Source organism: Bacillus sp. FSL M8-0277 (assembly GCF_037975305.1).
GTDB classification, from domain to species: Bacteria; Bacillota; Bacilli; order Bacillales; family Bacillaceae; genus Bacillus; species Bacillus pumilus.
This window is the reverse complement of sequence record NZ_CP150255.1, coordinates 1,526,924-1,550,158: the sequence shown is the minus strand read 5'-3', so window position 1 is coordinate 1,550,158 and position 23,235 is coordinate 1,526,924. Positions and strand designations below refer to the sequence as shown.

Sequence of the window (23,235 nt, the reverse complement as noted above, 5' to 3'; positions counted from 1 at the left end):
TCCCTTACTCATGTAATCCGCACTCAGTCTTAGCTGTGCCTGACCATCTGCCAGACCGCAGATCCTCGGCAGTAAATGCTGGCTGTGTACACGGGGCACACCCGATACTTGGATATCCCTGATCATGTAGCGGATTATAAGTAAGTTCCTCTCTAGATGCATATCTCCATATGTCCTTCCACGTCCAGTGGATAAGCGGACATACTTTCACTGATTTGAATTTTTCATCCTTATTTAAAAAGTTCGTCCCTGCTCGCTTAGGAGACTGCTCTCTCCTTAAGCCAGAAAGCCATGCCGGATAGCCAGATAGCGCTTCTTGCAAAGGAATGACCTTACGCATATGACAGCAGCTTTGAGGATCTGTTTTCCATAGTTGATCACCATGCTGCTCGTTTTGCTCCTCAACCGTCAGCTCAGGGGTTTTCAGCACAATATCTAAACCCGGGTATCTTTCCTTTACCGCATCAATTGTGTCGTACGTTTCCTTAAAATGCAGACCTGTATCTAAAAAGACAATTCTTGCATCCTTTTTTACTTTCGCAATCAAATCAATGAGGACGATGCCTTCAATACCAAAACTGCATGCATAAACGAGCTGATCACCATAATGACCGTATGCCCATTTCAGCACAGATAAGGCCCCTTTATACAAATCATCTTCTTGAAATGTAATGGACGGCTCTTGCCAATTTTCATAAGTTAACATTGTTTCTCCCCTTCCGGAGTATCACTACTCTCCGCACTACGTCAACTGAATTTTTTCTGTCTTCTTCCACTTGGATCACTTGACCGTCCTGAACAATCAGTGTAACTAAACTGAATTCATATCCCCAATCAGTTTCTGCATAGGCTTCAATTAAGTCTTCATCCTGCTTTTGCTTCACTTCCCCCTCACCGTTAAAATAAAAAAACTTCCTTTCAGTCCGAAAGAAAGATGAGGAAGCTCACGATTTCCTTATCTTTCAAAATAGAATCATTTTGCAGGAAGTAGCACCTTGCAAATCGCAGGTTGCCGGGCTTCATCGGGCCAGTCCCTCCACCTCTCTGGATAAGTGTTTTAATTTGTCTTAAATATTAACACAATTCAAACAAAAGTCAACCCGACTTTATTGATAGGATTAGTTTTTATTTAAATTTGAGTCTATTTTACTATTTTTAACCAAATAAAAAAGCTGTGCGGGGAGGCGCAGCTTCATATTGTATTCAGCGTGATAGAAAACCTTTGCAGTCCTGACAAAGAATGCGAGGGTTTGTCTACACGAAGCTATTTAGACGGTTTCTTCCATCCAAGATTCAGAGGAAGGATCTTGTCTCCAGCGTTTCAATTTATTCATAGCAGAAGGCTCAATCGCTTTCAGCTCAAGTGCCACGTCTGTCAGGGTGTCATAGTCTGTTAGGGTGACATATGGAATGTTTTTCTCTTGGAATGCTGCCGCAGCTTTTGGCAGACCGTATGTGAAGATCGCGGCAACGCCTAGTACGTCACAGCCCGCTTCTTGAAGAGCAGCGACCACTTCAAGCACACTGCCTCCTGTTGAAATCAGATCTTCTACGACGACCACCTTTTGGCCCTTTGATACGGCACCTTCAATTTGATTTCCTTTTCCATGTGCTTTTGGCTTACTTCTGACATAACACATCGGGACGTTTAGACGATCTGCTGCTAATGCCGCATGCGGGATGCCTGCTGTTGCAGTACCAGCAATCACCTCCGCTCCCTCAAAATGAGTGAGAATCAACTCTTTAAGACCTTCAGCAATGTCGTGTCTAACTTCTGGATAGGACAAGGTGAGACGGTTGTCACAATAGATCGGTGATTTGATACCGCTTGCCCATGTAAACGGTTCGTCTGGTTTCAATGAGACCGCTTTGATTTGTAATAGGTGTTTAGCGATTTTTGTTTTCATCTGGCAGTCACTCCCACTCTTTCAAAATTTGATGATAGGCTTCCAATGGTTTTTCAGCTTTTGTGATTGACCTTCCGACAACAATTTGTGAAACACCTTGCTCTTTTGCATAAGCAGGGGTCGCCACACGCTTTTGATCATCGGTTTGATCATTTAATAAACGAATCCCTGGCGTAACAGTGAGGAAGTCAGGTGAGATGTGCTCATGAAGGGCTTTGGATTCATGAACAGAGCAAACAACACCGTCTAGTCCACTTTCATGTGCCAATTGACCGTACCGGATGACAGTCTCTTGCAGCGGACGGTCTATGAGTAATTCGCTTCTCATCATGTCTTCAGATGTACTCGTCAGCTGAGTCACTGCAATAATGCCCGGACGTTTTTGCCCAGCAGGCGTTCCGCTTTCAAGCCCTTCTAACGCAGCTTGCATCATCTGTTTCCCGCCAGCAGCATGTACATTGACTAGATCAACGCCAAGTGCGGCAAGCCGGTTCATTGCTTTTTGCACCGTTGTTGGAATGTCATGTAATTTGAGGTCGAGGAAAATGTGGCAATTTTTTTCTTTAAGTGCGTCAAGGATGGCAGGTCCTTCTTGGTAAAACAGCTCCATGCCGACCTTCACAAATAATGGTGTCCCTTCAAAGGGTTCTAAAAAGGCAAGCGCCTCCTGCCCTGATGGAAAATCAAGCGCGATGATGGGCAAGTGCTTCATATTTCCAGCTCCTTCCGATACATTCCTCTACAGATGAATACCCATAGGCTGCTAATACATTTGGCAGTTCTTCTATGATTTCTGGGCAAATAAATGGGTTTACAAAATTGGCTGTGCCAACAGCTACTGCACTCGCACCTGCTAGTAAAAATTCAAGTACATCTTCAGCGTTTTGCACTCCGCCCATTCCAATAATCGGGATAGAAACCGCTTGACTGACCTCATGTACCATGCGCACAGCGACAGGTTTGACAGCAGGGCCTGATAATCCGCCTGTTTTATTGGCAAGAATCGGTTTCCCTGTTTTTAAATCTAAACGCATACCGATTAACGTGTTAATCATCGTGAGTCCATCCGCTCCAGCACATTCAATCGCTTGAGCAATCTCCACAATATTAGCTACGTTAGGAGACAGTTTGACATAGACAGGAACGGAGGACACGTCCTTCACCGCTTTTGTCAATGCTGCTGCCATTTGAGGATCTGTACCAAAGGCAATTCCGCCTGTTTTGACATTTGGACACGAGATATTCAGTTCAAGGGCATGGACATTTTTTGCTTGGCTGATCTGCTTCGCTACTTCAACATAATCATCGACCTGTGAGCCAGCGACGTTTGCAATAATAGGCGTATCAAACTGCTCAAGCCAAGGCAATTCATTTTCCAGCACGCCTTTTAGGCCAGGATTTTGAAGACCGATGGCATTGAGCATCCCGGCACCTGTCTCCGCTACCCTTGGTGTCGGGTTGCCAAATCTCGGCTCTAAGGTTGTGGCTTTAATCATGATACCGCCAAGCACGGATAAGTCGTATAATGAAGCAAATTCTCTCCCGAATCCAAAGCAGCCTGATGCAGGGATAATCGGATTCTTTAAAGATAAGCCGGGTAACTCAACGTTTAGCATGACAACGCCACCTCCTCTGCTTTAAATACAGGTCCGTCCAGACAGACTTTGACGTAAGCTTTTTCGTGCTGATCGGTATGACAGACACATGCAAAGCAAGCACCAATTCCGCAGCCCATTCGTTCTTCCATTGAAATGTAGACAGGCTTATCGGGGTAAGAGTCTTTTAGTGCTTTTAACATAGGGGTCGGCCCGCAGGAAAGCATGACATCAAAGCTCAAATCATTCTCTTCAATGACACTTGTCACGAAGCCCTTTGCGCCATATGTCCCATCAACTGTTGCGATAAATGTATCTCCGAGTGCTTGGAATTTCTCCTCGTAAAATACATCCTTTTTCGATTGAAAGCCAAGGACATGCTTGACAATGACGCCTTTTTTCGTTAAACGTTTGGACAGCTCATATAAAGGCGGTACTCCAATTCCACCACCGACTAGTAACGCTGTCTGACCTGGCTGAACAACTGAAGGATCGTACCCGTTGCCAAGCGGCCCTAAGACATCGATGGATTCCCCATCCCGCCTTTGGGAAAGAAGCTTTGTGCCCTCTCCCTCTGCGCGATAGATGATGGTTGCTTCTTGCTTCTCGGCATGAATATTGGCAATACTGATCGGTCTTCTCAGCAGCGGTGTCATGGACTCGCTGACCTTGATATGAAGAAATTGTCCAGCCGTTTGAAAGGAGTCCACAAGGTCACCTTTTAATGTCATTTCGTAAATATGATCAGCGATCTCTCGATTTGAGACGACCGTCAAGTATGCTTTTTTCATATCGTTACTGTCACCTCAGCATTCGTTTTCACTTCTGGCATTTCGTCCGCTCTAAATGTCATGCTTTCTAGTACTCTTAAAATCGCTTCTGCTGTATCTAGCGACGTTAAGCAAGCTACGCCATTTTCAACAGCTTCACGTCTGATTCTAAAGCCGTCTCTTGCCGGCTGTTTTCCTTTTGTCAGAGTGTTGATGACAAATTGGGCTTCCCCGTTTCGAATGACATCGAGAAGGTTTTTGCCTTCTTCTCCTATTTTGCCGACAACACTTGATGGGATGGAGGCTTGTTTTAAGTAATTCGCTGTTCCTTCTGTCGCTAAAATATGGTAGCCGATTGAATGGAATCTTCTCGCAATCTCCAGTCCCTCTTCTTTATCCTTATCAGCAACTGTCAGAAGAACTGTCCCATCTTTAGGAATTTGAATGCCTGATGCAATTAATCCTTTGTAAAGAGCTTTTTCGATTGTGACATCTTTCCCCATGACTTCACCTGTCGATTTCATCTCAGGTCCGAGTGTAATATCGACTCTTCTTAGTTTTGCAAAAGAGAAGACTGGAACTTTGACGTACACCCCTTCTTGCTCTGTGTGAAGTCCTTCTTCGTAGCCATAGTTTTTGAGTTTTTCTCCTAAAATGACTTTTGTCGCTAGGTTTGCCATCGGGATGCCCGTGATTTTACTTAAGAAAGGAACTGTCCGGCTTGAACGCGGGTTCACTTCAAGTACGAACACTTCACCTTTTGAGAGAACAAATTGAATGTTTAGCAGCCCAATAATGTTGAGTCCTTTTGCAAGCTTGATCGTGTATTCTGCGATCTTCGCTTTGATCTCTTCAGACAATGTTTGCGGCGGGTAAACCGCAATCGAGTCACCAGAGTGAACCCCGGCTCTTTCAATGTGTTCCATAATGCCAGGGATCACGACAGTTTCGCCATCAGACACGGCATCTACTTCGATTTCTTTTCCTGTTAAATATTTGTCAATTAAGACTGGGTGCTGCGGATTGACTTTCACTGCATTCTCCATGTAGTGAAGAAGCTCGGCTTCTTGATAAACAATTTCCATCGCACGACCGCCTAATACATAGGAAGGACGGACAAGGACTGGGTAGCCGATCTGATTGGCAATCGCTACAGCTTGAGGCACAGAAGTAGCTGTTTTTCCTTTAGGCTGCGGCACGCCGAGTGCTTCTAATGTTTGTTCAAACTTGTCCCTGTTTTCGGCTCGGTCTAGGTCTTCAAGAGATGTGCCGAGAATCTTCACCCCTCTATTTGATAATTCATCTGCTAGGTTGATTGCTGTTTGTCCGCCGAACTGGACAACGACTCCTTCAGGTTGCTCAAGATCGATGATGTGCATCACATCTTCTACAGTGAGTGGTTCAAAGTAGAGCTTGTCTGAAATACTAAAGTCTGTTGAGACCGTTTCAGGGTTGTTGTTAATAATGATTGCTTCATACCCTGCTTGTTTAATTGCCCACACAGAATGAACGGTCGCATAATCAAATTCTACTCCTTGACCGATTCTAATAGGACCTGAGCCTAATACGATGACGCTTTTCTTGTCTGTACGTTCTGATTCATTTTCATCTTCATACGTGCTGTAGAAATATGGCGTCTCGGATTCAAATTCAGCCGCACAAGTATCTACCATTTTGTAAACAGGTACGATGCCTGCTTCTTGTCTTAGCGTATAGACATCCGCTTCATTCATATTCCACTCGCGGCTAATATAGATGTCTGAGAAGCCTTTTTCTTTCGCTTCTTTTAATACGTCTGTATTGCCTTTGTTTTCTTTTAATGTCTTTTCAAAAGCGATGATGCCTTCCAGTTTATGAAGGAAGAAGTAATCAATTTTTGAGAACTCATGTATTTGTTCAACCGTATAGCCTCTTCTAAGTGCCTCGGCGATATAGAATAATCGTTCGTCTCCCGCCTTGATAATCCGCTTTTCAAGCACTTCGTTTGTGATATCTGCTTCATCTTTTAATTCAATGTGGTGCACATCCGCTTCAAGTGAACGAACAGCCTTTAGAAGAGACTCTTCTAATGTACGACCGATCGCCATTACTTCACCCGTTGCTTTCATTTGCGTACCAAGACGTCTGTTGGCCGATTCGAATTTATCAAACGGCCAGCGCGGAATTTTAGACACAATATAGTCGAGTGCCGGTTCGAAGGCGGCATAGGTTTTACCTGTGACTGGGTTCATCATTTCATCAAGCGTTAAGCCGACAGCAATTTTCGCTGCAAGTTTGGCAATTGGATAACCAGTTGCTTTCGACGCAAGTGCAGAAGAGCGACTCACGCGCGGATTTACTTCGATGATATAGTATTGAAAGCTGTCTGGGTCAATTGCCAGCTGTACGTTACATCCGCCTTCAATCCCAAGTGCCCGGATCAGCTTGAGCGACACATTGCGAAGCAGCTGATATTCACGGTCACTTAACGTTTGGCTTGGCGCCACAACGATACTGTCTCCTGTGTGGATACCGACTGGATCAAAGTTTTCCATGTTACAAACAACAATCGCATGATCACCGCTATCACGCATGACTTCATATTCAATTTCTTTAAAGCCTGCAATACTTTTTTCAAGTAAGCATTGTGTGACTGGGCTTAGCTTCAAACCGTTTTCGACGATTTCCTTCAGCTCTTGCTCGTTTGTACAAATTCCGCCGCCTGTTCCGCCTAATGTATAAGCTGGTCTCACAATGACAGGGAAACCAATTTGATTCGTAAACGCCATCGCTTCTTCTAGGTTATGGATGATTTCACTTTCTGGTACAGGCTCATTTAGTTCATTCATCAAATTACGGAATAGATCTCTGTCCTCTGCTTTTTGAATAGCTGAAAGTTTTGTTCCTAATACTTCAACACCACATTCAGCTAATACGCCAAGGTCTGATAATTCAACAGCAAGGTTAAGTCCAGTTTGTCCGCCAAGTGTTGGCAAGATCGCATCAGGACGTTCTTTTCGAATGATTCGTGTTAAGAATTCTGGTGTCAGTGGTTCGATGTATACCTTATCGGCCATTTCTGTATCTGTCATGATGGTCGCTGGATTGGAATTCACAAGAACGACTTCATAGCCTTCTTCTTTCAGTGCTAAGCAAGCCTGTGTGCCTGCATAGTCAAACTCCGCTGCCTGACCAATGATGATTGGACCTGAACCGATAACTAAAATCTTTTTGATGTCTACGCGTTTTGGCATACTTCTTCCCCTTCTTTCTCAGTTGTATGAATCATGTCCATGAACTGGTCGAATAAGTAGTTCGCATCTTCTGGACCTGGTGATGCTTCTGGGTGGTACTGGACAGTGAATGCTGGTGCTTCTTTATGTTTTAAGCCTTCAATTGTATTGTCGTTTAGTGCGATGTGTGTGACTTCGAGCACGTCCTCGTTAATGGCACTAACTGTGTAGCCGTGGTTTTGAGCTGTCAGTGTGACCTTGCCGGTTGCTAGTTCTTTCACTGGGTGATTCGATCCTCTGTGACCGAATTTCATTTTTTCAGTACTTGCGCCGCATGCAAGCGCGAATAATTGATGTCCAAGGCAAATGCCAAAGAGTGGAACTTTTCCAATCAATTGCTGAATCATCTCGACTGCTTCTGGTACATCCACAGGATCCCCAGGGCCGTTTGAAAGCATGATTCCATCAGGCTTCAACTGCAGTACTTCATCTGCCGTGATATTGTACGGCACCACAATGACATCACAGTCCCGTTTATTGAGCTCGCGCAAAATGCCGTGCTTCATGCCGAAATCGACAAGGACAATTCTTTTTCCTCTTCCCGGGCTTGGATACGCATTTTTCACTGATACTTGACTCACTTGATCTGTTGGCTGCTGCATTGTTTGAAGGCGGCGGACCACATCTTCCACTTGTTCATCCGGTCCTGCAAATGCCCCTCTTAAAGTACCTGCACTTCGAATCATTCTCGTCAGCTTTCGTGTATCGATTCCGCTAAGCCCTGGAATGTTTTTCATTTTTAAATACTCATCGAGCGAGTATGCAGAGCGCCAGTTTGAGGGCTTTTCACAAAACTCCTTCACAATCAGCCCTTTTACAAACGGTGTGATCGATTCAAAATCATCACGGTTAATCCCATAGTTGCCGATAAGCGGGTAAGTGAGTGTGACAATTTGTCCACAGTATGATGGATCAGACAAAATTTCTTGATAACCTGTCATCCCTGTATTAAAGACGACTTCTCCGACTGACGATTCTAAGCTGCCAAAGCCTGTTCCTTCGAATACTGTTCCGTTTTCTAGCACTAAGCGTCTCTTCATTTTACTAGTCTCCCCTCTTCATACACGACTTTCCCAGATGCAAGTGTCATGACCGGCCATCCTGATACAGTCAATTTGTCAAACGGTGTATTTTGTCCTTTTGATAAGAAGCTCTTTTTATCGATTGCCATTTCTTTGTTTAGATCAATGAGTGTAATATCAGCTGTTTGTCCTTCTTCCAGCTTTCCATAAGGAAGGGAGAAGGCTTCTGCTGGCTTGATCGTCATATAATCAACGAGTTTTTTTAATGTCCATTCGCCTGTTTTGACAAATCGCGTGTAAAGAAGCGGGAACGCTGTTTCAAGCCCAACTATTCCAAAAGGTGCGCGTTGCATCGTTTCGTTCTTTTCTTCTTCTGTATGCGGTGCATGGTCTGTTGCGATGAAATCAATCGTTCCATCTAACAGTCCCTCGATTAGTGCCTCGCGATCCTCTTTTCCTCTAAGAGGCGGGTTCATTTTATAGTTCGTATCAAGCCCTGGGATGTCTGCATCACATAGGAGCAGGTGATGCGGTGACACCTCTGCCGTCACACGGATGCCTGCTTTTTTTGCATCGCGAACGACTCGCACAGATTCTTTCGTACTGATATGACATACATGATAATGACAGTTCGCTGCTTCTGCTAAAAGAACATCTCTTGCAATATGCACCGATTCACAAATGGACGGTATTCCGTTTAATTCATTCGCTTTTGAAAATTCTCCTTCATGAACGCATCCTCCGTAAATGAGCGAGTTATCCTCACAGTGCGCGACAATGGCTTGATCAAGACTTGCTGCCTTTTTCATCGCTTCGTACATCATACCTGCTGTTTGGATGCCAACCCCGTCATCTGTGAAAGCGAAGGCGCCTGCTTCTTTTAGTGCTGCAAAGTCTGTCATCTCTTCCCCAATTTGTCTAGTTGTGATGGAGGCGTATGGCAGTACTCTGACAGAAGAGGTCTCTTCGATTCGATTCATGAGCCATTCCATTTGCTCTTTTGTATCTGGAACTGGGCGTGTATTCGGCATCGCTGCAATCGTAGTATAGCCGCCTCTTGCTGCTGCTTTAGAGCCTGTTTCAATCGTTTCCTTTTTCTCTCCGCCTGGCTCTCTTAAATGTACATGCAGATCAATTAAGCCTGGTGAAACAAATAGCCCTTTAGCATCAATGACCTCTTCTCCGTCTTCTCTTTCTAAGTGACCAATCGCTTGAATCACTTTTCCTTCTACCCTAATATCCTGCTGCACTTTTTCACCTGTGCTTGTTAAGATAAAACCGTTTTTAATGAGATACGACATAGACAGAATCTCTCCCTTTTTGATGTAGTCTGCTATTTTGAAAAGCTCTTTTTAATACCGCCATTCGGACATAAACGCCATTTTCCATTTGCTTGAAAATTCGTGACTGCTTTGATTCCACTAAAGAATCATCTATCTCCACACCCCTGTTTACTGGTGCTGGATGCATGATAATGGCTCGTTCTTTCATGTTGTTTGCCCTGTTTACTGTTAATCCATAAGTCGATAAGTATTCTTCATTACCCATTTTTTTAGCGTGCCGTTCATGCTGGATTCTAAGCAGCATCACCACATCAGATTGTCTAATGGCTTCGTCTACTTGGACATACGTTCCGTGAGGATTTTGCTCATCTTGGAAGGAAGCAGGTCCTGAGAAAAGGACTGTCGCTCCGAGCCTTGAGAGTACTTCCGCATTCGACCTTGCCACCCTGCTGTGCTTGATGTCTCCATGAATCGAAATCGTTAAGCCCTCAAAGCCGCCAAACTCTTCATAGATGGTCATTAGGTCAAGCAGTGATTGGGTCGGGTGCTGCCCGCAGCCATCTCCAGCATTGATGATGGGAATCCCAACCTTCCCGATCAGTTCGTTGTAATATTCATCGGTGCTGTCTCTGATCACACAAGCTTTCACGCCGATGGATTCGAGCGTTTTTACCGTATCGTAAAGAGTTTCGCCTTTTTGAACAGAGGTGCTTGCCGCATCTAAGCTTAGTACATTCATCCCCAGCTTCTTTTCGGCGACTTCGAAGCTAAATCGTGTTCTTGTGCTTGGTTCAAAAAAGAGATTTGCTACAAATTCTCCCGCTAAACCAAGCTCTTGCTTCCCCTTTTTGAGAGTCGTTGCTTCTTCAATCAGCTGTAAAATCTCTTCTTTAGACAAGCTGCTCATTGTCGATAAATCATTCATTTTTTCTTCCCCCTCTAGTTTTTCATCACTTTCAGGTTCAAAAAAACCCTAAGCCTCGGCAGCTTAGGGTTCTCCAAAAGAAGCAGCGGCACGTTCGTGCATTCTGCTCATTTTAGAACCCTTGTCAGCCTCACTGGACTTCTTTTAAAAGGTTTTCTGTATTCGATTCATTTGACTCGTCATCCTCCGCTTTTTGCTGCGGCAGGATCAGGTTCAACAGGACACCCGTGATGGCAGCAAGTGCCATTCCAGATAGTGTGAGGTTGATTTGTTTCACCTCAATGAATGCCCCTCCAATTCCGATGACTAAGATGACTGATGCGATAATGAGATTACGCTTTTCTTCAAAATTCACTTTATGATCAATCAGGATTCTCAGACCGCTTGAGGCAATGATTCCAAAGAGCAGGAATGAAACGCCTCCCATGACCGCGGACGGCACTGTACTGATTAATGCTGAGATTTTTCCGACAAAGCCGAAGCAGATTGCAAATACTGCTGCTCCGCCGATGACGAAGATACTGAACACTCTTGTGATGGCAAGGACGCCGATATTCTCTCCATACGTTGTTGTCGGCGGTCCGCCAATGAGTGAAGCGAAGATTGTCGCCGCACTGTCTCCTAAAATGGAGCGGTGAAGACCAGGTTTTTTAATAAAATCTTGCCCGACAACTTTACTTAACACCACTTGGTGGCCGATGTGCTCAGACATTGTCACAAAGGCAACCGGCACCATTACGGTGAGAATGCTTAAAGTCACAGCTGGTGTGTAGTCCACAAATGGTACAACGAAGTCTGGTACAGCAAACCATTTTGCATCAATGACCGGCTGGAAGTTCACAATGCCTTGTGATAAGGCAAAGAGATAGCCGCTGATAATGCCGATTAATACTGGGATCAAGCTAAGGAATCCTCTTAGGAAAATCATGCTGATAATCGTGACAGCCAGTGTGAAGCCGGCGACCATTAGGTGCTTCAGGCTGTAAACAAGCTCGGTTGCATTCGGATCAGCATACATCGCCATGTTGACAGCTGTTCCAGCGAGTCCGAGTCCGATGACCATAATGACCGGCCCTACGACGACCGGCGGTAGAAGTTTCATCAGCCAGCCTGTACCGAGCCATTTAATAAATAGTGCAATGAGTGCATAAGCGACACCCGCCATGAAGGCACCCACCATGGCGGCTCCAGGGCCGCCTGTGGCTTTCACATTCAGTATGGGGGCGATAAAAGCAAAGGACGATCCAAGATACGCTGGAATTTGGCCTCTTGTGATGATTAAGTAAACTATGGTTCCAACACCACTTGAGATGAGCGCGACCGCTGGACTCATATCGATGATTTTTGGTACTAGAATGGTTGCACCAAACATGGCAAACAAATGCTGAAGGCTAAGTGACAGCCATGTGAACGGTTTTGGGATATCTCGAATGCCTAAATTGGCTTTTTGCTGACTCATGATTTTCCTCCTAGATGTGTCCTTTTTCATTAAAAAAGCCTCTTTGCGAGTACGCGCAAAGAGGCCTAGAAAAACCGTACACGTCATGTTTGCCGTGCTTGGTATCTCTGTTATTGCCCTCTTTGCAAACTCTCTGGAATGCATTTAAAAAGGTTATTTTTCATATATAGCGACAAGGTCGTTTTGATCTACTTCATTCAGTTGAACCATAACTGTCTCTGCTTTTGATGTCGGAATGTTCTTCCCGATATAATCCGCTCGAATCGGTAGCTCCCGGTGTCCCCGGTCGACGAGAACAGCAAGCTGAATGGAAGATGGTCTTCCTACATCCACAAGGGCATCCATGGCTGCTCTGACGGTTCTGCCTGTAAACAGGACATCGTCAACGACAATCAGTGTTTTGTCATTAATGTCAGCTGGAATGTCTGCACCCTTCACAAGCGGGTCTTGGTTCTCTGTCTTTTTTGTCAGGTCATCACGGTATAGCGTAATATCAAGTTCACCCACTATGACTGGATTTCCTTCAATTTGCTCGATGCGCTCTGCAAGGCGCTTTGCAAGATGAATACCTCTAGTCTTGATCCCCGCAAGGATGACATCTTTCATCCCTTTGTTGCGCTCAATCATTTCATGTGCAATTCGGGTAAGCGCTCGTCTGATCGCTTGTTCATCAAGAATGACTGCTTTTTGTTCCATCTTTTACACCTCTTTTTGACAAATAAAAAGCCCCTTCTGCAAAGGGCAGAGAGGGGCGTTCATTTGTGCATACACGTGCACAAATTGATCCGTTATCCTTCTCAGCCTCTCTGGACTGTTTTAAAGAATCTTCATTTCTTCGTTCATTATTTCAAAAAAAGAACGGCCTGTCAATCGTTATTTCTTAATGAATCGATAAAAGCTTGCATATCAGCAGGAACTGGTGCTGTGAACTCGATATATTCACCTGTTCTTGGATGATCAAATCCTAAAACACCTGCATGAAGCAGCTGACCATTGAAATCGACTGTCTTTCTCGGTCCATATTTCGGATCTCCTGCAAGCGGATAGCCGATATATTTCATATGAACACGAATTTGGTGTGTTCTTCCTGTTTCAAGTCGGCACTCCACCACCGTGAAATCCTGAAAGCGTTCAATCACATCAAAGTGAGTGACTGCTTGTTTTGCACTTTCTTTTGTGACCGTCATGCTTTGGCGGTCTTTTTTGTCTCTGCCAATTGGGGCATCAATTGTGCCTGTATCATGCTGAATGATGCCATGGACAACGGCCGTATATTTTCTTGTGACAGTTTTAGCCACAAGCTGATTGACGAGTGATTCATGCGCCATATCGTTTTTTGCGACCATTAACAGCCCAGATGTGTCTTTATCAATACGATGGACAATTCCAGGACGCATCACACCATTAATCCCTGATAAGTCCGTGCAATGTGCCATCAGGCCATTTACAAGCGTTCCTGACACGTGACCTGGTGCTGGATGAACGACCATTCCTCGTGGTTTATTCACCACTAGCACATCTGCATCCTCATAATAAATATCAAGATTCATTGGTTCTGCTTCTACATCTAGTACTTCTGGTTCTGGAATCTCGACTTTAATCTGATCTCCAGCTTGTACTTTGTAATTGGCTTTCACTTGTTTCCCGTTTACTTCGATCAGCCCATCCTTTACCCACTGCTGGACCTGGGTTCTTGACCATTCTGGTTCTGTCGTGCTTAGAAATTTATCAAGCCGTTCACTCGTTTGTTCTTCTGAAACGGCAATATTTACTTGATTCATGTAGTTGACTCCTTCGTTTTCTTTCCATCTAACAGCATTTGAATGAAGAGCAGAATAACTCCTACACATAGAGAAGAATCTGCAATATTAAAGATTGGGTAGTGATAATTCCCAAAGACGAAATGAGCAAAATCAACCACTTCCTGACGGAAAACACGGTCGATAAAGTTTCCAATCGCTCCGCCAAGCATTAATGCCAGTGCAACTCCAAGCAGCTTGTCCTTTTGCCCATGCTTTTGCAAATAATAAACAATTCCCGCAATAACAACGAGTGTGATCACATAGAAAAACCACATTTGTCCTTGGAGAATTCCCCATGCGGCGCCTGAATTTCGGTGAGACGTGATATAAAAGAAACCATCAATCACTGGATAAGAATCTCCGGGCATCATATTTTTGACAATGAGCCATTTTGTTAATTGATCTAAACAAATCATCACGAATGCGATTATGTAATAGAACACACACGTTCCTCCATCTTCATACTTTGATCTTTATGCATTTTATCAAGAAAACAGGAAGGAGTAAAGAAACTTTAGTTGACAGACAAAAACCTCCCTACATATGGAAGGCTTCAAAATGAGAATCATCTGATTCATGAGGATAAGGAGTGAATGCTTTTTTCTCGTATTGCTTATGATATAAAAAGTCGTCAGCCGTGCGGGCGGTAGGAAGAATACTCATTTGTTCAAGCGGAATGACATCACCTGTCGCCTCACATATACCAAAGGTTCCTTGCTCAATTTTTGCAATAGCGAGAGACACATCTTGAAGTTCTTCTTTGATGTGATAAAGAAGCGTTGCCGTTTGGACCTCGTTCATTGAGACATGCTCAGCGGGTGAACGAAATGATGCGTATTCAAACAGTTTAGCTTGCAGCTCTTCTTTCATTTGAAGGAGTTCCGTGTAAATCGTCTCTAGATCGCCATTCATGTCGCTATTTCAACTCCTGCCCTGTCGTGATAATCATATTGTTGCCCCGGCTGTCCACTTTAAAGCCATAAGATTTTTCCTTTCGTTCTAAACGCTGTCATTTCCGCAAAAAAGAAAACACCCCGCATATGGCGGGGCGCTAGTTGGTCATATCACACTGTTAATTCTGGTAATATTTTTCCACGATTTCAGCATTTTTCAGTGACAATGTTGGATATTTCGGATTTGCACCAACATCTTTTGAAATAATACGAGAACGTTCGCATAGTTCTCCTTCTGCTTTTTGAACCAAAATTCTTCCTGAAGTGTATTCAGGTGCTGATGTGTCAGCATTTTGCTCATCTTCTACCGTTAATTCAGAGATGATAAAGAGCTGCTTCACATCTTCTTTAATGGATGCAAGAAGGTTTTTCACTTCTTCTGTCGCATAAAGGGTCACACTTGCTTCAAGAGAACGTCCGATGACTTTCTCGTTACGCGCAATTTCGAGCGCTTTTAGCACATCGTCACGCACTTCCATAAAGCGGTCAAACTTCGCTTCTGTCGCTTCCGCTTGAGAAACAGCCACACCTTCTGGCATATCTGTTAACTGAACACTTGGCTCTTCAACAAAGCTTAAGTGGCTCCATAATTCATCTGCTGTATGCGGAAGAATTGGTGCAGTCAGCTTCACTAATGCCATTAATGTTTCGTAGAAGACCGTCTGCATGCTACGGCGGTCTGGATGATCCGCATGCTCAATGTACACGACATCCTTTGCAAAGTCGAGATAGAAAGAGCTTAGCTCAATTGTACAGAAATTGTGAATCGCATGATACACGACCGCAAATTCGTAATCATCATAAGCCTTTTTCACTTTATCAATCAATTTGTTTAATTTGATCAAGATATATTGATCCACTTCGCGAAGCTCTTCTACAGGTACTGCATTGACTGCTGGATCAAAGTCAAATAGGTTACCATGCAGGAAGCGGAACGTGTTACGGATTTTACGATAGACCTCTGCTACTTGTTTTAAGATATCATCAGACACCGGGTGATCGGCTTGATAGTTGACAGAAGATACCCAAAGTCTTAGAATCTCTGCCCCAAGCTGCTTCGCTACCTTTGTTGGGTCAATTGTATTGCCTAATGATTTACTCATCTTGCGTCCTTCTTTATCAAGCGTAAAGCCGTGGCTGAGAACACCTTTATACGGTGCTTTTCCAGTGACTGCAACTGCTGTTGATAAGGAAGAGTTAAACCAGCCGCGATATTGGTCAGAGCCTTCAAGGTAAAGGTCTGCCGGACGAACAAGATCATCTCTTTCTTCTAAAACAGCTTGGTGAGAAGAACCAGAATCAAACCATACATCCATGATGTCCTGCTCTTTTGTGAATTCACCGTTTGGACTGCCTGGGTGTGTAAAGCCTTCTGGCAATAGTTCTTTCGCTTCTTTTTCAAACCAAATATTCGAGCCATGTTCTCTAAATAATTGAGAGACATGCTGAATGGTTTCATCTGTGATGATCGGCTCACCATTTTCTGCATAAAAGACCGGAATTGGAACGCCCCATACACGCTGTCTTGAAATGCACCAGTCGCCTCTGTCACGCACCATATTGAATAGGCGCGTTTCGCCCCATGCTGGCACCCATTTCGTTTCTTTAATATTGTCTAATAGCGCTTCTCTGAAGTCTTTAATCGAAGCAAACCACTGAGCGGTTGCACGATAAATCGTTGGTTTTTTCGTTCTCCAGTCATGCGGGTAGGAGTGCGTGATAAAGTCGAGCTTTTTCAGCGCGCCTTTTGCTTCAAGCTGTTCTGTGATAGCTTTATTGGCATCCTCGTAAAATAGACCTTCAAAACCAGGCGCTTCTTCTGTCATGACACCTTTTTCGTCTACTGGACATAGTACGTCAAGACCGTACTTCATGCTGACAATAAAGTCATCTTCCCCGTGACCTGGTGCTGTGTGAACACAGCCTGTACCTGCATCCGTTGTCACGTGGTCACCAAGCATCACAAGGGAATCTCTACCATAGATCGGATGCTCTGCAACGACGTTATCTAATTCTTTTCCTTTTAATGTTTTCACGACTTCATACTCTTCAAAGCCAAGCGTTTTTGCCACTTGTTCAACAAGCTCAGATGCGACAACATATCGCTCAGCACCTACTTGAAGAACACTGTACTCTAGGTTTGGATGAACACAAATACCAAGGTTTGCAGGAAGTGTCCAAGGTGTTGTTGTCCAGATGATGAATTGTTCGCCGTTTTCAAGTACGCCTTTTCCATCTTTCACTTTAAATGAAACGTAAATGGATGGTGAACGTTTGTCTTTATATTCAATTTCCGCTTCAGCAAGAGCTGACTCACTTGAAGGAGACCAGTTAACAGGCTTTAGTCCTTTGTAAATATAGCCTCTCTTCGCCATTTCTCCGAAGACAAGAATTTGCTGCGCTTCATACTCAGGCTTTAACGTGACATATGGATTGTCCCAGTCTGCTCTGACGCCTAATCGCTTAAATTGATTGCGCTGACCCTCGATTTGCTTCCATGCATACTCCTCGCATAGTTTGCGGAATTCAGCTGTCGACATTTCTTTACGTTTGACTTTTTTATTTTTAGTGAGTGCTGTTTCAATTGGTAAGCCGTGTGTATCCCAGCCCGGTACGTACGGTGCGTGGAACCCATTCATTGATTTAAAACGGACAATAAAATCTTTTAGGATTTTATTGAGTGCGTGCCCCATATGAATGTCACCATTCGCATATGGAGGTCCATCATGCAAAATAAAGGTCGGGCGTCCTTTTGTCCGCTCTAAAACCATTTGATAGATGTCTTGTTCTGCCCACTCCTCTTGGATTTCAGGCTCTTTGTTCGGCAAGTTCCCTCTCATTGGGAATTCTGTTTTCGGCATTAATAAGGTGTCTTTGTAGTTCATACCCATTCCTCCATATGCAAATTCTGATTAAAAAACAATAAAAAAAGCCCTCTCATCCCATAAGGGACGAGAAGGCTTGTCTCGCGGTACCACCCTTTTAGACAAGCGCTATTTAAACAGCCGCTTATCCACTCTAAAATCGTAACGTGATCAGACGCCTTTTCTTACTGGTCATTTCAGAAAAGGAACTAAAGGGGTGATCTCATTGCAGCATCTCGTAATGTCAGGCTTCCACCATCCCTGATTCGCTTTATTACGCATATGACAACTGCGAGTGTCCCTTTCAAACGTTTATCTCTTGTTAATTTATGATGGTATTATATGAAACTTGTACACGTCATGTCAAGGTGATGCGCTTATTCTTTTTCGTCAAAGACAGCGTCAACTTCATATTCCAGTAAATGATCCCAATCGTCATTTTTTAGAAGATCAAGCTGAGCTTCGATGAGCATTTGGAAGCGAGTTCTAAAGACTTTCGACTGCTTCTTCAGCTCTTCGATTTCCATCGCAATCTTTCTTGATTTTGATAGCGCTTCGTTAATAATACGATCTGCATTTTTCTCTGCTTCACGAATGATCAATTTCGCTTCTTTATCAGAATGACGTTTGACGTCTTCAGCTGCTTCCTGCGCCACAAGAATCGATTTGTTTAATGTCTCTTCAATTGTCGCAAAATGACCAAGTCTTTCATCAAGCTCGTTTACTTTTTCTTCGAGTTCATTCTTTTTGCGAAGCACGATTTCGTAATCTTTACGTACTTGGCTTAAAAACTCGTTTACTTCATCTTCGTCATAGCCGCGAAAGCTTTTTGTGAACGTTTTATTATGAATATCATTAGGTGTTAATGGCAACCTCGCCACCTCCAGATTCAAGTTCGTTATGTCAGAAGCTCAAATGTTACTTTAAATTTATCTTTTTTTGTCTTCCCATCAATCGTTTTGAGGCTAAAGCGGCCAAATCCCCTAACAGAGAGCTGATCGCCTTCGCCGATTGTAAAGGAAGGGTCCTCAGTGACTTTCCAGTTAACTTTGACAAGCCCATTTTTGACCAAAAGCTGTGCCTTTTGCCGAGACTGACGGCTGATTGCAGCACATACCGCATCAAGCCGCAGTGAAGAAATCGTATCTTCCTTGATGTCAGTCTTGCTCTTAACCGGCTTTAAATCTGCCTGCGTGATTTCCTCTAATGAAACGGAGGCTCTGCCGACATGCGTCAGCTGCGCCCGAACAAAATCGGCGACATCACTCGTACAAATAAACTGCACATCTTCCTCTGAAAATAACAAATCTCCAAATTTTTGACGCTTCAAGCCTGTCCCAATCAGTGAACCAAGGAGCTTCGGGTGTTCTAACGAAATAAACTTTTTCGCATAGTTCACCTGAAAATAAGAGAGCTCAGCATCCTGAGTAGCCGGTTGTAAATATTCAGGATAAATGAGAGCTCTTTTGCGCTCCGCTCCCTCATAACCGCCAAAAAACATGATCCCAAGCTCATCAGCATGCTGGATGATGGACTCGGTAATAAACTGCTCACGCGGATCAAGAAAGTCTGTTAATTTCATTCGATACTGGTCGAGTGCGATTTTTTTCCAGCCTAACACTTGGTCGACAAATGGCTGTTCGTCTTTTCTAAAATGTTGATAAATATCGCTCATTTTGTTCCCCTCTTATGTAAAAGAGCCTGGCAGCGCCAAGCCCGGCAGCCTGTCTACATGAAGCGTGCAATCATATTGTAAAGACCAGTTAGTCCATATGTTGATGCAAAACGAATCACAAGCAATGCCACAATTGGCGAGATGTCAATCATGCCAATTGGCGGAATAATTTTACGAAATGGTTCTAAATATGGTTCGCAAATATTTGTCAGAAAACGCCCAATTGATGTTTCTCTTGCTGATGGCACCCATGACATAAAGATGTAAATAATAATCGCGAATGAGTAAATCGTTAATACCGTTCCTAAAAAATTAAAAATCAAATTTAGAATCACTATGATTTACCACCTCTGAGGTTCTTCCTCTGTCAAAAGTTCTGATATTGTGCCAGATACATCTACATTATCAGGTGTACAGAGGAATATATTCGAGCCAATGCGCTGGATATCTCCACCGATTGCATATACAGTGCCGCTTAAGAAGTCGATGATTCGCTTTGCTTGATCGTGCTGAATGCGCTGCAAATTGACGACGACTGCACGTCTGTTTTTAATATGGTCTGCAATCTCCTGCGCTTCTGCATAAACACGCGGCTCACTTAACACCACTTTAGAGGATTTCTGCACGCTTTGCAAGCTGACGACATTTTGTTTTCCTGTCTGCGGACGCTCTTGAAATGCCGCTTTGTCCTTTGTTCCTTTTTCTTCTTGGACTGGTTCTCTTTCTTCATCAATATATTCGTACTCATACTCTTCATCGTCGAGAGTGAAAAAGCTTTTAAACTTATTTTTTATGCTCATGTCACGCACCTCCTGTTTCATTTCCAACAAGTGAAGAGCCAATCCGAACGAATGTCGCACCTTCTTCAATTGCGATTTCAAAATCATTTGACATGCCCATCGATAAATGCTGACAAGGTGCATTTACTTGGTTAAGATGTTTTACTTCTTCTTGAAGGTTTTTTAATGTTTTAAAGCAGTTTCGTATCACAGTGCGATCATCTGTAAATGGAGCCATCGTCATCAGTCCAGCAATTTCAATGTGTTTGAAATCAGCGAGCTGCTTGACAAATGGGATCACGTCTTCACTTTGTAAGCCATGTTTTGACTCCTCCAGCGATGTGTTCACCTGTACAAAACAGCGAACCGTGTGATCCGCTCTTTTTTCAATTTCATTCGCAAGAGAGATCCTGTCGAGCGAATGTAAGTAGTCAATGCTCTGAATGACAGATTTTACTTTTCGTGTTTGTAAACTGCCGATGAAGTGCCAGCTAATGCTTTCATCGGTTATAGCCGCTTGTTTTTCAAGTAACCCTTGGTCACGATTTTCACCAAAATGCAAAATTCCTGCTTCCTTGGCTTCTTGTGCTCGTTCAATTGAGACATATTTTGTGACAGCGACGACTGATATATCGTCTGGGTTCCGGCCGGCTCTTTTACATGCTTCGTTTATTTGTTCATTTATTTGTCTGAGATTCTCTCGTACATTCAATTGCTCTTATGCCTCCTTAAACCCGACAAAAGACATCATACGTCCTGTTTTTCCTTGATCACGCCGGTGTGAGAAGAATAGCTGATCATTGCAGCTTGTGCACATCGAACTGACATGTATGTTTTCTTCTTTCATCCCTGCATGTAGCAATACGTTTTTGTTTAATGTTTTTAAGTCTAATTTATATTGTCCTTGTGATATCTCGGAATACACATCCTCTGTAGAAAAGGGAAGCTGTTTCACTTGATTCAAGACCACATCATCAACTATGTAGCAACAGCTGCCAATGGATGGTCCAATGACGACTTGTATTTGATCGGTCTTAACACCTTCTTGGTTGACCCATAGATCTACCATTTTTGCACCAATTTGTTTGACGGTTCCTTTCCATCCGGCATGGGCTGTTCCGATGAGGCCATGTTGCGGAGCTAGAAAATAAAGCGGAACACAATCGGCGAAACAAAGAGCGAGCATGATGTTCGGTTCAGACGTATATAAGCCGTCTGTTCCAGGCAGTGCCTCATGATAATGAAGACTTCCTCTTCCTCTTTGCTCCTTGGTGACTTTCTTGATGCGGTCCTCGTGTGTTTGGTCTGCAAACACCCAATCAGAGAGCGGCACAGCAGTAGCATCTGCTATGACTTGACGATTCATTTGGACACTAGAAGCATCATCTCCTACATGGAGTCCAGTGTTCAATGATTGATATGGAGAAAGGCTGAAGCCGCCATTTTTTGTCGTAAATCCGGCTAATACCTCTTTACCAGAACATGTCATGTTCGTCCAATCATGAATCATCATTGCATAAGGTGATTTCTGCTGAAAGGGGTCATAATTGTGTGTCAAAGCTGCCTCCCACCTTTCATTCATCTCTCTTTATATCGCTCCTATTTTACCACAAGACATGCGTAGACAGTTAGTGGGATTCATTAAATATTACACTCAAATGTGCCCTTTCTACAGGTTTTTTTGCAAATTGATATGAAAACGTAATCTTTTTACCCGAAAAAGACATTGTTTGCTGAGAATGGAGAGCTTATGTTAAGGATCATTAAATGATTCATTGAGGAGTTATACGAATTTTAAGAAGACAATCGGACAAGTATCACATCTTCGCCAATTTTTACTATATTTCGCCACGGGACAATCATTTCCTCTTCTTTTCCGAAAAATCCCATCATTTTACCTGTACCGCCGATAATGATTGCTTGTATTTTACCACTCGTAACATTGATATCAATGTCCCCAATGGTGCCTAGTTTTTTTCCGCTGGACACATCGACAACATCCTTGATTTGGAATTCAGAAATACTGATCATCTGTCCTTCCCCGCCTTTCGTTTTCTACTATAATATGTATGATGGAAAAGCAGGGACGCAGACCAATAGTTTCTTTTATCTACAATTTACTTAAATGAGGACGGCCATTTCTCCACATCACATCTACCGGACATTCAAAGAAGGAAGAAAGCAAGTCGCTTGTCATCATCTCTTTTGTTTTCCCTTGATCAAAAACAGTCCCATCTTTTAATAATAAGGTGTGCTGAAAAACAGGCAAAATCTCTTCTGCATGATGGGTCGTGTAAAGCAAAGTAGGCGCATCAGGCTTTGAAGCAATGAATGAGATGGTCTCCAGCACCTGTTCTCTTGCTAAAAAATCAAGACCTGTCACAGGCTCATCTAAAATCAGGAGCTTGGGATCATTCATTAAAGCCCTCGCAATCAGGATTTTCTGCTTTTCTCCTTGCGAGAGGGTTTCATATGTCCGGTTTGCATATTTGAACGAACCAAATGCTTTTAATAGATCAATGGCTTTCTCCCTTATCTCATCTGTCGGGGTTTCATAAAGCCCGATAGAGGCAAATGCCCCGCTGAGAACAATTTCAAATGCATTGTCGTCTCTGTGCAGTTTCTTTTCAAGTCCCGCAGAAATGAGGCCAATTTTCTTCCTGAGCTTTTCGCCAAGAGCCTCCTTGCCAAAGATATGTCCCAGCACGGTCATCTCACCTGATGTAGGGAAATAATATGAGCAGAGCATATTTAATAAAGCGGTTTTCCCCGCACCATTTAAACCGTAAAGCACCCAGTGCTCCTCTTTGTTCACATGCCAGTCAACAGACTGAAGCAGCCATTTTCCATTTCGTTTTAATGAAACATTCTTCAATTCAAGTGACACCATCATTTCCCCCTGAGTAAAAATTCTGAATAAACAAATAAT

Annotated in this window: 24 protein-coding genes, 1 riboswitch and 1 other annotated feature; all 24 genes read right to left on the bottom strand. The window is 43.5% G+C overall.

The features are described from left to right. Positions 1-4 precede the first annotated feature (4 nt). On the bottom strand, positions 5-706 hold the full coding sequence (locus MKZ05_RS07670; RefSeq protein ID WP_003211029.1) for a phosphoadenylyl-sulfate reductase: 702 nt from the start codon (positions 704-706) through the stop codon (positions 5-7). Next, complete coding sequence (locus MKZ05_RS07665) at positions 693-884, bottom strand: DUF2292 domain-containing protein (protein WP_003211143.1); 192 nt, start codon at positions 882-884, stop codon at positions 693-695. Before MKZ05_RS07665 ends, MKZ05_RS07670 begins: the two co-directional genes overlap by 14 nt. A gap of 68 nt (positions 885-952) precedes the next feature. Then, positions 953-1,055: riboswitch (SAM riboswitch) on the bottom strand. Between the two features lie 213 nt (positions 1,056-1,268). Beyond that, positions 1,269-1,907, bottom strand: a complete 639-nt coding sequence (gene pyrE, locus MKZ05_RS07660; RefSeq protein WP_044141967.1) for an orotate phosphoribosyltransferase — start codon at positions 1,905-1,907, stop codon at positions 1,269-1,271. Positions 1,908-1,914: 7 nt separating this feature from the next. After that, the gene (pyrF, locus tag MKZ05_RS07655; protein ID WP_106028971.1) at positions 1,915-2,619 is read right to left on the bottom strand and encodes an orotidine-5'-phosphate decarboxylase; all 705 of its coding nucleotides are present in this window, start codon (positions 2,617-2,619) and stop codon (positions 1,915-1,917) included. Beyond that, positions 2,591-3,523, bottom strand: a complete 933-nt coding sequence (locus MKZ05_RS07650; RefSeq protein WP_050945079.1) for a dihydroorotate dehydrogenase — start codon at positions 3,521-3,523, stop codon at positions 2,591-2,593. Before MKZ05_RS07650 ends, pyrF begins: the two co-directional genes overlap by 29 nt. Continuing rightward, entirely contained in the window at positions 3,517-4,293 is a 777-nt protein-coding gene (locus MKZ05_RS07645; RefSeq protein ID WP_003211895.1) for a dihydroorotate dehydrogenase electron transfer subunit, read from the bottom strand. Before MKZ05_RS07645 ends, MKZ05_RS07650 begins: the two co-directional genes overlap by 7 nt. Beyond that, entirely contained in the window at positions 4,290-7,505 is a 3,216-nt protein-coding gene (gene carB, locus MKZ05_RS07640; protein ID WP_339162069.1) for a carbamoyl-phosphate synthase (glutamine-hydrolyzing) large subunit, read from the bottom strand. Before carB ends, MKZ05_RS07645 begins: the two co-directional genes overlap by 4 nt. After that, positions 7,490-8,584, bottom strand: coding sequence for a carbamoyl phosphate synthase small subunit (locus MKZ05_RS07635; protein WP_339162066.1), 1,095 nt, complete (start codon positions 8,582-8,584; stop codon positions 7,490-7,492). Before MKZ05_RS07635 ends, carB begins: the two co-directional genes overlap by 16 nt. After that, positions 8,581-9,867, bottom strand: coding sequence for a dihydroorotase (locus tag MKZ05_RS07630; RefSeq protein WP_106033181.1), 1,287 nt, complete (start codon positions 9,865-9,867; stop codon positions 8,581-8,583). Before MKZ05_RS07630 ends, MKZ05_RS07635 begins: the two co-directional genes overlap by 4 nt. Then, positions 9,851-10,774: an aspartate carbamoyltransferase catalytic subunit gene (locus MKZ05_RS07625; RefSeq protein WP_253622632.1), complete on the bottom strand. Its 924-nt coding sequence runs from the start codon at positions 10,772-10,774 to the stop codon at positions 9,851-9,853. The genes MKZ05_RS07630 and MKZ05_RS07625 overlap by 17 nt, the downstream gene beginning before the upstream one ends. A 130-nt stretch (positions 10,775-10,904) precedes the next feature. After that, the gene (locus tag MKZ05_RS07620) at positions 10,905-12,233 is read right to left on the bottom strand and encodes a solute carrier family 23 protein (protein ID WP_050945084.1); all 1,329 of its coding nucleotides are present in this window, start codon (positions 12,231-12,233) and stop codon (positions 10,905-10,907) included. A gap of 153 nt (positions 12,234-12,386) precedes the next feature. Continuing rightward, the gene (pyrR, locus tag MKZ05_RS07615) at positions 12,387-12,929 is read right to left on the bottom strand and encodes a bifunctional pyr operon transcriptional regulator/uracil phosphoribosyltransferase PyrR (RefSeq protein ID WP_003211705.1); all 543 of its coding nucleotides are present in this window, start codon (positions 12,927-12,929) and stop codon (positions 12,387-12,389) included. 170 nt (positions 12,930-13,099) lie between these two features. Further along, a complete protein-coding gene (locus tag MKZ05_RS07610; protein WP_253622633.1) occupies positions 13,100-14,014 on the bottom strand; it encodes an RluA family pseudouridine synthase in 915 nt (304 codons plus the stop codon). Next, entirely contained in the window at positions 14,011-14,478 is a 468-nt protein-coding gene (lspA, locus tag MKZ05_RS07605) for a signal peptidase II (RefSeq protein WP_003212011.1), read from the bottom strand. The genes MKZ05_RS07610 and lspA overlap by 4 nt, the downstream gene beginning before the upstream one ends. 94 nt (positions 14,479-14,572) lie before the next feature. Next, on the bottom strand, positions 14,573-14,947 hold the full coding sequence (locus MKZ05_RS07600; RefSeq protein ID WP_050945086.1) for a TraR/DksA family transcriptional regulator: 375 nt from the start codon (positions 14,945-14,947) through the stop codon (positions 14,573-14,575). 160 nt (positions 14,948-15,107) lie between these two features. After that, positions 15,108-17,873 (bottom strand): isoleucine--tRNA ligase, encoded by a 2,766-nt coding sequence (ileS, locus tag MKZ05_RS07595; protein ID WP_339162060.1) that lies wholly within the window; start codon positions 17,871-17,873, stop codon positions 15,108-15,110. Positions 17,874-17,932: 59 nt separating this feature from the next. Next, positions 17,933-18,168, bottom strand: a binding site (T-box leader). A 61-nt stretch (positions 18,169-18,229) separates the two neighbouring features. Next, the gene (locus MKZ05_RS07590; RefSeq protein ID WP_003211323.1) at positions 18,230-18,724 is read right to left on the bottom strand and encodes a DivIVA domain-containing protein; all 495 of its coding nucleotides are present in this window, start codon (positions 18,722-18,724) and stop codon (positions 18,230-18,232) included. A gap of 26 nt (positions 18,725-18,750) precedes the next feature. Then, positions 18,751-19,527, bottom strand: coding sequence for an RNA-binding protein (locus MKZ05_RS07585; RefSeq protein WP_226805151.1), 777 nt, complete (start codon positions 19,525-19,527; stop codon positions 18,751-18,753). A gap of 53 nt (positions 19,528-19,580) precedes the next feature. Next, on the bottom strand, positions 19,581-19,862 hold the full coding sequence (locus MKZ05_RS07580) for a YggT family protein (protein ID WP_050945089.1): 282 nt from the start codon (positions 19,860-19,862) through the stop codon (positions 19,581-19,583). A gap of 6 nt (positions 19,863-19,868) precedes the next feature. Next, positions 19,869-20,327, bottom strand: a complete 459-nt coding sequence (sepF, locus tag MKZ05_RS07575) for a cell division protein SepF (protein ID WP_003212271.1) — start codon at positions 20,325-20,327, stop codon at positions 19,869-19,871. A 1-nt stretch (position 20,328) separates the two neighbouring features. After that, entirely contained in the window at positions 20,329-21,018 is a 690-nt protein-coding gene (locus MKZ05_RS07570) for a YggS family pyridoxal phosphate-dependent enzyme (RefSeq protein WP_137054661.1), read from the bottom strand. Between the two features lie 6 nt (positions 21,019-21,024). Then, a complete protein-coding gene (pgeF, locus tag MKZ05_RS07565) occupies positions 21,025-21,888 on the bottom strand; it encodes a peptidoglycan editing factor PgeF (protein WP_212045841.1) in 864 nt (287 codons plus the stop codon). Between the two features lie 212 nt (positions 21,889-22,100). Then, positions 22,101-22,337: a YlmC/YmxH family sporulation protein gene (locus tag MKZ05_RS07560; protein WP_008344958.1), complete on the bottom strand. Its 237-nt coding sequence runs from the start codon at positions 22,335-22,337 to the stop codon at positions 22,101-22,103. Between the two features lie 79 nt (positions 22,338-22,416). After that, positions 22,417-23,193, bottom strand: coding sequence for an ABC transporter ATP-binding protein (locus MKZ05_RS07555; protein ID WP_339162054.1), 777 nt, complete (start codon positions 23,191-23,193; stop codon positions 22,417-22,419). Positions 23,194-23,235: the final 42 nt, after the last annotated feature.

What these genes read in the sequence shown, in the direction of transcription:
- MKZ05_RS07670 (WP_003211029.1), bottom strand. Translation starts at nt 706, where the DNA reads ATGTTAACTTATGAAAATTGGCAAGAGCCGTCCATTACATTTCAAGAA.
- pyrE (WP_044141967.1), bottom strand. Translation starts at nt 1,907, where the DNA reads ATGAAAACAAAAATCGCTAAACACCTATTACAAATCAAAGCGGTCTCA.
- pyrF (WP_106028971.1), bottom strand. Translation starts at nt 2,619, where the DNA reads ATGAAGCACTTGCCCATCATCGCGCTTGATTTTCCATCAGGGCAGGAG.
- MKZ05_RS07650 (WP_050945079.1), bottom strand. Translation starts at nt 3,523, where the DNA reads ATGCTAAACGTTGAGTTACCCGGCTTATCTTTAAAGAATCCGATTATC.
- MKZ05_RS07645 (WP_003211895.1), bottom strand. Translation starts at nt 4,293, where the DNA reads ATGAAAAAAGCATACTTGACGGTCGTCTCAAATCGAGAGATCGCTGAT.
- carB (WP_339162069.1), bottom strand. Translation starts at nt 7,505, where the DNA reads ATGCCAAAACGCGTAGACATCAAAAAGATTTTAGTTATCGGTTCAGGT.
- MKZ05_RS07635 (WP_339162066.1), bottom strand. Translation starts at nt 8,584, where the DNA reads ATGAAGAGACGCTTAGTGCTAGAAAACGGAACAGTATTCGAAGGAACA.
- MKZ05_RS07630 (WP_106033181.1), bottom strand. Translation starts at nt 9,867, where the DNA reads ATGTCGTATCTCATTAAAAACGGTTTTATCTTAACAAGCACAGGTGAA.
- MKZ05_RS07625 (WP_253622632.1), bottom strand. Translation starts at nt 10,774, where the DNA reads ATGAATGATTTATCGACAATGAGCAGCTTGTCTAAAGAAGAGATTTTA.
- MKZ05_RS07620 (WP_050945084.1), bottom strand. Translation starts at nt 12,233, where the DNA reads ATGAGTCAGCAAAAAGCCAATTTAGGCATTCGAGATATCCCAAAACCG.
- pyrR (WP_003211705.1), bottom strand. Translation starts at nt 12,929, where the DNA reads ATGGAACAAAAAGCAGTCATTCTTGATGAACAAGCGATCAGACGAGCG.
- MKZ05_RS07610 (WP_253622633.1), bottom strand. Translation starts at nt 14,014, where the DNA reads ATGAATCAAGTAAATATTGCCGTTTCAGAAGAACAAACGAGTGAACGG.
- MKZ05_RS07600 (WP_050945086.1), bottom strand. Translation starts at nt 14,947, where the DNA reads ATGAATGGCGATCTAGAGACGATTTACACGGAACTCCTTCAAATGAAA.
- ileS (WP_339162060.1), bottom strand. Translation starts at nt 17,873, where the DNA reads ATGAACTACAAAGACACCTTATTAATGCCGAAAACAGAATTCCCAATG.
- MKZ05_RS07585 (WP_226805151.1), bottom strand. Translation starts at nt 19,527, where the DNA reads ATGAGCGATATTTATCAACATTTTAGAAAAGACGAACAGCCATTTGTC.
- sepF (WP_003212271.1), bottom strand. Translation starts at nt 20,327, where the DNA reads ATGAGCATAAAAAATAAGTTTAAAAGCTTTTTCACTCTCGACGATGAA.
- pgeF (WP_212045841.1), bottom strand. Translation starts at nt 21,888, where the DNA reads ATGAATGAAAGGTGGGAGGCAGCTTTGACACACAATTATGACCCCTTT.
- MKZ05_RS07560 (WP_008344958.1), bottom strand. Translation starts at nt 22,337, where the DNA reads ATGATCAGTATTTCTGAATTCCAAATCAAGGATGTTGTCGATGTGTCC.